This is a genomic window from Phocaeicola sp. GP0067 (genome assembly GCF_031119655.1).
GTDB classification, from domain to species: Bacteria; Bacteroidota; Bacteroidia; order Bacteroidales; family Bacteroidaceae; genus Phocaeicola; species Phocaeicola vulgatus.
Window position 1 is genome coordinate 21,110 of record NZ_JAVHZY010000043.1, and the last position, 10,159, is coordinate 31,268.

A 10,159-nucleotide genomic window follows, 5' to 3' on the forward strand; every position below is an offset into this window, starting at 1 on the left:
GAATATCTTCGTTCACCCTATTTTATCCGAGGTGTATAAAGGTATATCTGATCCAATACCACACCTTCATCCAATGCAGTAAAAATTAAACGATGGGAAGCTTTCCGTGCAACAGGAAGAACCATCCGGCGGACAGCCTGATTACACAAAACATTCTCCTTCCATTCTTCACTGCGTCCTTTGGTTTCATACGAAACAGCCTCCGTGGCACTTCCATCCAATGAAATGGTAAAACGCAACCGTTCTCCTTCCACCGGATGATTAGGCAGCAATCGTACTTCCACCTCTACAGAATCCGTTTCCCATGCAGTAAATTCAAAAGTCAGTTCTTTATTCTTTGACACGGCTACCGCCTTCCCTTCATAGCCTAGCCCCTCGCAAATTGCCGATACCCCTTCAGCGCAATCAGCGCCATTCCATGTATAGACAGCCTGACGTTTTTCAGGCAACCCGGACGATAGTGCCTTTCTTTCCACCCGGTTGAAAACCGGAAGTCTGCGTGGTTGGAAATCCATCATACGGTTCCATTTTGTTGTGTTATAGCGTTTTGTCAATGAAACTATACTGTCATATGCCCTGTCACTATCCGCCCAATCAGCTTTTCCACGACGCGCCAACTGGGCTGTCAGCAGTTTGTTATTCATCTGAGCAGCCGCCTGGACAGGATACTTCACCAACTGAAAATAAGTTTCTTTTTTCTGTGCAGGAAGCGCACGCCATTCCTGCTCCACCTTATCTGACAATTGTCTATATGCTGCCAGACGTTCATTGATTTCCTGTTCACTCCAAGGCAAATCACTGATCACTTTAAACTTAGGATCCTTCTCTTCCGTGCGGGTATTCCCCATAAATTCCGGCTTACGGATATAAGCCAAACGATAAGCTTCCTGCATGACGGGCTGTAACCGGTCAGCCCTATTTTTTCCAAACTCACGCTCCAGGAAATGACGCTGATGAGCAACGACTCCCTGCCGCTTCACCGCTTCCAGGTTCCATGCCATATCCAGAAAAAGTTCTACCTGATATTCAGCCGGTTTAATATCTCCGACATTCAATATCCACATTTTCTGTATACCCCGTTCGTATGCCAGGGACATTTGCTGGTATACCAAGGAAGGATGGACAGTCCCCAACCAAAGATAATCATGCGGACGCCCCCAATAGGATACATGATAATACACTCCGTTTCCTCCCTTACGGGCACGCTCTGCCGCTGTAGGGAAATGACGGATATAACCATAATTATCATCACACCACATCAGCGTCACTTCATCGGGCACTTGCAGCCCGGCATGGTACACATCCAACACTTCCTTATAAGGAATAAAGACTTGAGGTACTTGAGTCACATCCTTATTTACATATTTAGTCAACAAATCGCGCTGATCCCTTAGCACTTTAGTCAGAACGGCTTTTTGTTCTTCTATGGTCTTAGCACCATTCATCGCACCGTCGTGCACGCCACGCATACCTAAAGTATACAGATTATCCAACCCTGCAACCTCCTTTACGCGTTGTTCCCAAAAGGACAAGACATGAGCACTGTTGTGAACATAGTCATACTCTCCCACTCCATCCCGTTTCCACTCACCATTGGTATTCCGCATCATCGGTTCACAATGAGAAGTTCCAATGAAAATACCAAACTTATCAGCCACTTCTTTGTTGCCCGGTGTAAAATAAAAAGGTACAGAACAGCCATGCATAGCCGGCCAGAAGGTATTGGCACGCAGACGAAGCAATAACTCAAAAATCCGCTCATGTGTTTTCGGACCGATTTGTCCTTTCACATCACTTGGCTCGTATGTCTGCCAGCTCCAAGGGGTAAGCCCCCAGTCCTCATCGTTGATAAAAATCCCCCGATATTCTACGGAAGGAGACTGCATATTCCGATAAGAAGCCGGTAGTTGAAAAATCTCTTTCTTTGCAGGGGTCGCATCTGCCCACCACTCCCATGGAGAAACGCCTATCAACCGTGAAAGTTCCATGACGCCGTACGCAGTACCACGCTTGTCACTGCCGGCTATAACTAATTTACCAGTGGAAGAAACAGCCAGCAGAAAAGCTTCTTTTTTATTTTTTATAGGAGATAAATCAACACCTGCCTTATCGATCAAATCACTTTGTCCGATGGTTCCGACTATAATCATTCCTTTTTTACTTTCCGGAGTAACGATTATGCGGGTAGAAAAAACAGACTCCACATCACGATTGAGCAAATTCAAAGCTGTATGTACAACTTCTTCCTCTGAATTACCACAGGCAATAGTCACCGGTTCACCTGATTTCAAGATAAAAGGGTTCTGTCCATATACTGACAAAACAGCTAAAAAGAAAGCTAGAAAAGAAATGAGTTTTTTGTATTTCATAGTTTTTATTTTCAATATTGCAAAAATAAGACGAAATGGAATTAGATTCCATAGAATAAGATACAATAATATGGAAATTCGTCCATAAAGCCTGTATTATTTATCGTATTTACGGTGCTTTTTACACTTACAATAAATTTATAAAAATATAGGGAAGAGCATATAAGAATTTTCTCTTCCCCACATTAAGTATCAATTTTCGTATCCGGGATTCTGTTTTAAATTACTATTTTCATTCAAGGCTTTTTGTGGAATCGGGAATAAAATATGATAATCTTTTGCATCCATCCCATCCTTACGGGCATATTCTATATATTTTCCATGTCTGATTAAATCATCCCGTCTATGTCCTTCACAATATAGTTCACGTCCCCGTTCATCTAAAATAAAATCACGAAACGTATCCTTATTAAAATCGACCAGTTTTATTTCTGTTGCATTTGCCCGACGACGTATTTGATTAACCCATTCTATAGCCTCCTCTGACGGACCATTCAACTCATTCATAGCTTCAGCTTTTGCCAATAAAACGTCCGCATAGCGGAACATAATAAAATCATTGGACTGCCTTTCACCTTTCTGTTCCGGGTCTTCCGAATATTTCATCGGAGCAGCACCTGTCGCTTTGGGATGATCCACTTGTCTATAATCCACTTTATTCCCATCCGTATCCGTATAATACCGAACTATCGTTTCTAAACGTTTGTCTTGTTCTTCATATTTATCATAAAAAGTCCAAGGCATTTTCAAACCTCCCCAAATCGTTTTCAAATAAGTTCCCGCATATAATGGACTCGATGGCATAACACAAGCAAACCATGTCCAAGCATACTTGGCATTTGAAGTAGTCTGCCCTATTACAAATATAGCTTCCTTATGAGTTACACCTTCATTATTTATATCAAAAACAGCTTTATAATCAGGCAATAATTCATAAGTGCCTAAGCCTATAATCTCATCAGCCACCTGATTGACTTTGTCAAACTGTTTGGCACCCATATATATCTTCATCAATAACGTCAATGCCGCTCCCTGTGTAAAATGCCCCCAATCAGCAGCCGATGGGACAACAGCCAAATCCCGATAGGACTCTTCAATTTCCTTTACCATATAAGAAAGCATCTCATCTTCTGTCGGACGAGAAGGTTTCCACTCTACAGAAACATCATTCGCCACTTTCGGATCTATGACAACAGGAACAGGACCGAATAAAGAATGCAACAATTGCATATATAATACTCTAAGTACTCTCAATTCAGCCATTCCTCTTTTCTTTTTAGCTTCGGCTATATCAGCTTTTTCCAAAGCATCAATGATTCGAGTGGCTTTAGTTACCCCTCTTTGATATTTGAAATAAACATTTTCCGGAGCTGTACAATCATTTGCCGTCCATAAGAATCGATCCTGCTGCCTCCAAGTATGTTCCCACGAAGTATTCATTTCATCAGTCGGCAACATATTCAGAATAGCTCCACAATTATCCATTCCCGACTGTATATAACTATCAGCCAATGTATTATATACACCTACAATAGATGCATCCAGTTCCGCCTCCGATTTTGGGAAACCATCCGCATCGATATTATAAAATTCTTCATGGTCCAGATCGAAACATCCGGTCATACAACTTGCGACAGCTACAGATAAAATATATTTTACAAATTTATTTTTCATGACTTTTACTATTTAGAAAGTTAAATCAATACCAAATGAGAATGTCCTTTGATTAGGATAAGAAGAATAACTATTATCCGTCTCAGGATCCGCTCCCGTATAATTGGTTATACAAAACAAGTTTTGAGCATCTACAAACAGACGCGCATTGCTAAAAATACCCCCAAAAGCTTTTTTAGGAAAAGTGTATCCCAATGTAATATTTTTCAAGCGGACAAAATCAGCAGGTTCCACCCAAAAATCAGTATCATTATAATACTTAGTATACAAACCTGACGGATACTTACCTTCAGGATTAGTACTTGACCAACGGTCTCGTGCATCAGTCGGGACATTATCACTATAACGGAAACGTTCTGCCTTCAAAAACTGCGAACGAGTATTATTGTACAGTTCACGGCCTATTTCACCATAAAAGAAGAAACTTAAATCCCAGTTTTTGTAATTTAATGTATTGCCAATACCGAAACTCAAATCTGGAGTTTCACGGCAAATTATAACTTTATCAGCATCATCAATCATTCCATCAGACTCACCGGATAACTGCTTGCGCCCATCTTTATCTAAAATATAATCACCATTAGCATCTTTCAACCAACCATTCAAATCTTTTATTTTTATGCTACCAGGTGCTGCATCAGACATGTGGAGGACATTCTCACCTATCTGAATAATTCCATCACTCACATATCCCCATTTCACATGTAAAGGATCTGTTGTCGTATTATACACTGACAAGATAGTATATGGATTTCTCTTTCTCCAACGATCTTTATAACTGGACAAATTCAAATCAGTACTCCACTGAAAATCTTTAGTACGGATATTTACGGAACTTAATTGCAATTCTACACCTGAGCTTTGTGTTTCACCCAAATTATCAGCTACTTCAGATACCGGATAATAAGATCCCACATTACGTTTATCAAGCAAATCACTAACAATTTTATTGAAATATTCAAATGAACCGGTCAAACGATTATTAAAAAATCCAAAGTCAAGCCCCACATTCCATTCCGTTGTAGTTTCCCATTTTAATTTACGATTAGCAAGTTGCTTTTCTGCCACCCCATTAACCACTGCATTTCCAAACACATAGTTATAACCAGTTCCATAATAACCATAAGTGTTACCTCCGATTTCTGCATTACCCGTCTGACCAATACTTAAACGTAATTTCAAATTAGACAATACACTTTGTCTTTTCATAAATTCTTCCTCGATAACACGCCAAGCAAAAGCTCCGGATGGGAAGAAACCAAAACGATTATCTTTACCGAAACGATCACTACCATCAGCACGAAGAGTAAATGTAAACAAATATTTATCAGAAATATCATAATTAATACGTCCGAAATAAGACAAATACTTAGTAACTGTCTTAGAACTACCGACAGTCTTTGTAAGATCACCACCAGCATTCAAATTGTTAACTCCAAAAGCATCAGTCAAAAAATCAGAATTACCGGCCTCAATATATTCTTCTATAAATTTCTGATAGGCATAACCTGCCATTACTTTCAAAGTATGTCCCTTGAACAAATCTTTTGTATAAGTCAAAGTAGCATCCAACAAATAATCATTTTTCCGTAACTCTTTCGTATAAGCCTTTGAATTAGCCTCATAACCGGTCAACATTGTTTTAGGATAATATTGATTAGTACGGGCAAAGCTTGAATTGACTCCCCAACTCATTCTGAATACCAACTCCTTTGTCAATGTTACATTCCAAAAATTATTTATCAGATAACGATTAGTTATTGTTTCATTCGTAATTTCTTTCCATGATACCGGATTGGCATGATTAGGATGATCCGGATTAATCAGATACTTACCTTCATCATCAAAGATTGAAAGATATTTAGGATATAACAATGCATCAGAAATAACTCCTGCCTGACTATCAGAAGAAGCCGATACTAATTTATCATTTGAAATTTGAGTCCCTGAAACAGACATACCTGTTGTCAACCATTTGGCGAGATCAACTTCCATACTTAATCTCCCCATAAATTTTTCGGAACCACTATTATATACAACTCCTTTTTGTCCAAAATGCCCCAAAGAAAGCAAATAACGAGAATTATCAGAGCCTCCATTAATAGACAAGCTTTCATTATTAATGATACCGGTACGGGTCACTTCATCAAACCAGTCGGTTACATTTCGCGCATTCTTTAACTGGTCATCTGTAAATGCTATTTTAGGTTTACTAGTTACCGTATTAGGATCAACATTGCCATATGGATAAATCTTATTATTATACTTCCAATCTTCAATAAAAAAATCATTAGACATTTGCATATATTCCTTTGCATCCATCATATCATAAGGATTAGCCATAGTCTGGAAAGAAGCATTTGCTTTAAAATTAATATTCACTTTACCTTGCTTTCCACGTTTCGTAGTAACCAAAATCACCCCATTGGCAGCACGAGCACCATAAATGGAAGTAGAACTAGCATCCTTCAAAACCTCAATTGATTCTATATCATTTGGATTAACCGCATTAATATCCCCTCCAGGAAAACCATCAATAACATACAATGGAATATTTTCTGCATTCGTTGAAGCAGAACCACGAATAACCATTTTATAATCGCCATCGGGAGCTGCTGAATTCTGACGAATAGACAATCCGGGAACACGTCCTATCAGTAAATTAGAAACCTCAGTAGTAGCTGTTTGTGGAACTTCTTCCATTTTTACGGAAGCAACAGCTCCTGTCAGATTAGATTTCTTGACACTACCATAGCCAATCACAACGACATCTTCCAACACTTCAGTATCCTCTTTCAATATAAAAGAGAACTGAGTCTTGTCGGCAACATGAACTGTCTGACTTTCATAACCGATATAACTAACTTCCAATATTGCATTTTCCGGAACATCCAAAGAAAAAACTCCATCCAAATCCGTTATAGTCCCCAAAGTGCTACCTTTTACACGAACATTGGCACCAATAATAGGCTCTCCTTTTGCATCGAACACCGTTCCATTAATTTTCTTATTTTCAAGCCCAACATTTATATTTGCTTTTCTATTTGAAAGTATAATACTTTTATCTAGAATTGAATAAGAAATACCTGTATCTTTGAAAATTTTATCCAATACTTTAAAAATCGTTTCCTTTGTAACGGTGACAGATACCAAACGATTTACATTTATCTGTTTATCATTATAAAAGAAAGTAAACTCAGACTGTTTTTCAATCTCCCCCAAGACCTTTTCTATGGTTTGGTTCTGAACTTCAATATCAAGCAACACATTTTGTGAATAGCTATCCGCCGCCCTCATTACTCCGACGGCAAATAAAAACATAATAATAAATAGTCGCATAAATAATGGAATTTTTTTTAAGGTTAACCAATGTGTTTTTACAACCCAAAACAATTGGGTACATAGATAATTTTGCATAAATTTGTATCGATTTAAAGTTTACAATTTCTGCTCATCGTCAAATAAGCAGGGATTTCTGAAAAGACTTTGTTTTATACGGGAGAATACGCCATTATTTTCCCGTATTTTTCTTTTGGTGGATGTTTGTTTCTCATATTAGCTTCAGATGGATTAATAAATTTCTATTTTACTCTTTTCTTGTGTACTATCTGTTGTTTCAATATAACGGAAACGAAGCCCGGAAGATATTCTAAAATGCTCCAAAATACGATCCAAACGTTGATGTATAAAAGTTCCAGTAAACGAATTTTCTTTCAATGCCGGATCTGTTATCACAAAATCCACATTGAACCGTTTGCTTAGCATACGTAACGCTTTTTCAATAGGAGTTTTATAAAGTATAATCTTACCCTCTTTCCAAGAAATATCCGACAGAACAGCCGCCCGTGAAACAAAAACCTCCCCTGATATAGAATTATAGGTAATCTTCTCACCAGGCAACAGATCCATTCGTTTTTTTCCTCTTTCTGAATCATATTGGAACTGTACTTTTCCAGATACCAAGGTGGTATTTACTTCATCCTCTTTTTCATAAGCTTCTACATTAAACTCAGTACCCAGCACTTGAATCTGAGTGTGATGAGGAGTCTGAACGGTAAAACGGCTATCCACATTTTTTCTAACAGAAAAATATCCTTCTCCTTGTAATATTACATTTCGTTCATTTTTAGCAAAACGAACGGGATATTTCAAATAAGATTCCGAATTCAGCCATACGCGGGAACTATCTGGCAAAACAATAGTTGTAATCATTCCCGGATTAGTGCGGACTTCAATAAAGCTCATCTCATCCTGTCTATCGGCATTATAATATAAATATAAAGTAGACAGCAACAAAGGTATGGCAAGAATAGCAGCGGCACGCTGTGCCCATCGCCCCCATTGTAGCTGTCGTTCCCTTCTTATCCTGCCTCTGACTTCCTTCAAGGCAGCCCGTGCATCAGTCCGTTTTAAGGTATCCATTGTTTTTGTGGCAAAAGAAAGATAATAAATCTGTTTGGCCAGCTTTTTATTTGCTTCGGAAGAGATAATCCATTTTTCAATCTCATCTTTCTCACTTAGAGTCACTTCTCCTTCAAAATAACGGAGTAAAAGCGCTTCATCTATTCGGGTATCTGAATTTATCATAATGTCCTTTTATAATAAGTCTAACCAAGATCAAAAGTTCCTAAACCAAAAACTGTTTTTTTTGAATTATTTTTCGAATAGGTACTTTCATGATTAAAATTATGTATTTTTGCAATAACATTTTCTTCTATAATCTATGGAAACCACAAATGATAATTTGATAGACAAGCAACTGTATATATCCATGCAACAGGGAAATAAGAAGGCATTTGATACTTTATTCATCAAATATTATGCTATGCTTTGTGCTTTTGCCCGCAGTTTTGTTTCATTAGAAGATGCAGAAGAAGTGGTTCAAGATACCATGTTACAGATATGGGAAAATAGAAAAACAAATCATATAGATTCTTCTGTTCATCATTATTTGTTCAAGGCAGTAAAAAACAAATGTTATACCTTAATGACCAGAAATTCTCTTCGATTCCAAATAGAAAATATACTCACTCCGGACATACAGGAACTATTCGAAGATCCTGATTTCTATATTATAGAAGAATTAACACAAAAAATAGAAAAAGCAATACTTAATCTTCCAGAATCTTATCGGGTAGCTTTTGAAATGCATCGTTTCCAAAACAAGACCTATCAGGAAATTGCAGAAGAATTAAACATATCTTCCAAAACGGTAGATTACAGAATTCAACAGGCACTAAAACAATTACGGAAAGAATTAAAAGACTACTTACCCTTACTCCTATTCTTTTTTGCCCCTTAATAGGAACCCGTACATCCTATTATATCCTTGTACCCTATCACTTCATAACTGATATGATGATAAGAAGTGTTTCTGCCGGGAATATATGCCTCTCCAAAAGTTGTGTCAATGTTCCCAACGCTTTACCCCGAAACAGGATGGTAAGTTCTTATCTTTCTGATTATGTTCTCCATACAAAACACTCCTTTTTACAAAAATACAAAATAGGTGCGATAAAATATTACCCTATCCGTCTAAAGACATCTATAACCTAAGAATACGGCAATTTTTCTAACTATATAGATTTCAAAGAAACATATTTCTTATTCCTTCAGCAAGTTTACCAAAAAAGTTGGAAGACAATATGCTCTCATGCCCTCATTAACGATGATAATCATCTCATTAACAATGCACTATATTATGAGTGTATCATCTTTATGCTCTCATAAATGCCCTCATGCCCTCACAGTGTTTACTTTCTCACACAGACGTATATTACTTACTATCAGATACATACATTAATATTTATCTATTTCCCGAAATTCAAGAGACAGCCGTTTTTCAGGCTTTTTCTCTTCCATGTCATGCCCAATGCAGCCTTTACGGATTTATACCGATAGCACAAAGCATATCTCCCGATTATACGATACAAACATAGGGATGTAGTTACGCAAGGATAGGAACAGGTTTACATCAAAATTCCTTCATGATTGCTCAACCAAACTACAGGGCCGACGCATTAAAAATTATTGTCCTGCAAAAGTTGTGACAAATAGTTTTCATCCCATCCCGCTTTTAGTCTTTTCAGATTCATACTTCCTTTTGTTGTTTTCTC

At 37.7% G+C, this 10,159-nt stretch carries 5 protein-coding genes; 1 reads left to right on the forward strand and 4 read right to left on the reverse strand.

Going from position 1 to position 10,159, the window contains the following annotated elements; genetic code table 11:
* Positions 1-17: 17 nt before the first annotated feature.
* The 4 genes from RE317_RS20055 to RE317_RS20070 all read right to left on the reverse strand — a co-directional run bounded on the left by RE317_RS20055 (position 18) and on the right by RE317_RS20070 (position 8,630).
* Complete coding sequence (locus RE317_RS20055) at positions 18-2,369, reverse strand: glycosyl hydrolase 115 family protein (protein ID WP_008670309.1); 2,352 nt, start codon at positions 2,367-2,369, stop codon at positions 18-20.
* 192 nt (positions 2,370-2,561) lie between these two features.
* Complete coding sequence (locus RE317_RS20060; protein ID WP_008670310.1) at positions 2,562-4,043, reverse strand: RagB/SusD family nutrient uptake outer membrane protein; 1,482 nt, start codon at positions 4,041-4,043, stop codon at positions 2,562-2,564.
* A gap of 12 nt (positions 4,044-4,055) precedes the next feature.
* Positions 4,056-7,460 carry a TonB-dependent receptor gene (locus tag RE317_RS20065; RefSeq protein WP_234440079.1) on the reverse strand — a complete coding sequence of 1,135 codons (3,405 nt, stop codon included), beginning with the start codon at positions 7,458-7,460 and terminating at the stop codon, positions 4,056-4,058.
* 153 nt (positions 7,461-7,613) lie between these two features.
* A complete protein-coding gene (locus RE317_RS20070; RefSeq protein WP_008670314.1) occupies positions 7,614-8,630 on the reverse strand; it encodes a FecR family protein in 1,017 nt (338 codons plus the stop codon).
* Positions 8,631-8,766: 136 nt separating this feature from the next.
* Between RE317_RS20070 and RE317_RS20075 the strand changes: the two genes are divergently transcribed.
* Complete coding sequence (locus RE317_RS20075; protein WP_005841950.1) at positions 8,767-9,345, forward strand: RNA polymerase sigma-70 factor; 579 nt, start codon at positions 8,767-8,769, stop codon at positions 9,343-9,345.
* Positions 9,346-10,159 lie beyond the last annotated feature (814 nt).

Coding starts and splice junctions, on each gene's coding strand:
- RE317_RS20055 (WP_008670309.1), bottom strand. CDS start 2,369: ATGAAATACAAAAAACTCATTTCTTTTCTAGCTTTCTTTTTAGCTGTT.
- RE317_RS20060 (WP_008670310.1), bottom strand. CDS start 4,043: ATGAAAAATAAATTTGTAAAATATATTTTATCTGTAGCTGTCGCAAGT.
- RE317_RS20065 (WP_234440079.1), bottom strand. CDS start 7,460: ATGCAAAATTATCTATGTACCCAATTGTTTTGGGTTGTAAAAACACAT.
- RE317_RS20070 (WP_008670314.1), bottom strand. CDS start 8,630: ATGATAAATTCAGATACCCGAATAGATGAAGCGCTTTTACTCCGTTAT.
- RE317_RS20075 (WP_005841950.1), top strand. CDS start 8,767: ATGGAAACCACAAATGATAATTTGATAGACAAGCAACTGTATATATCC.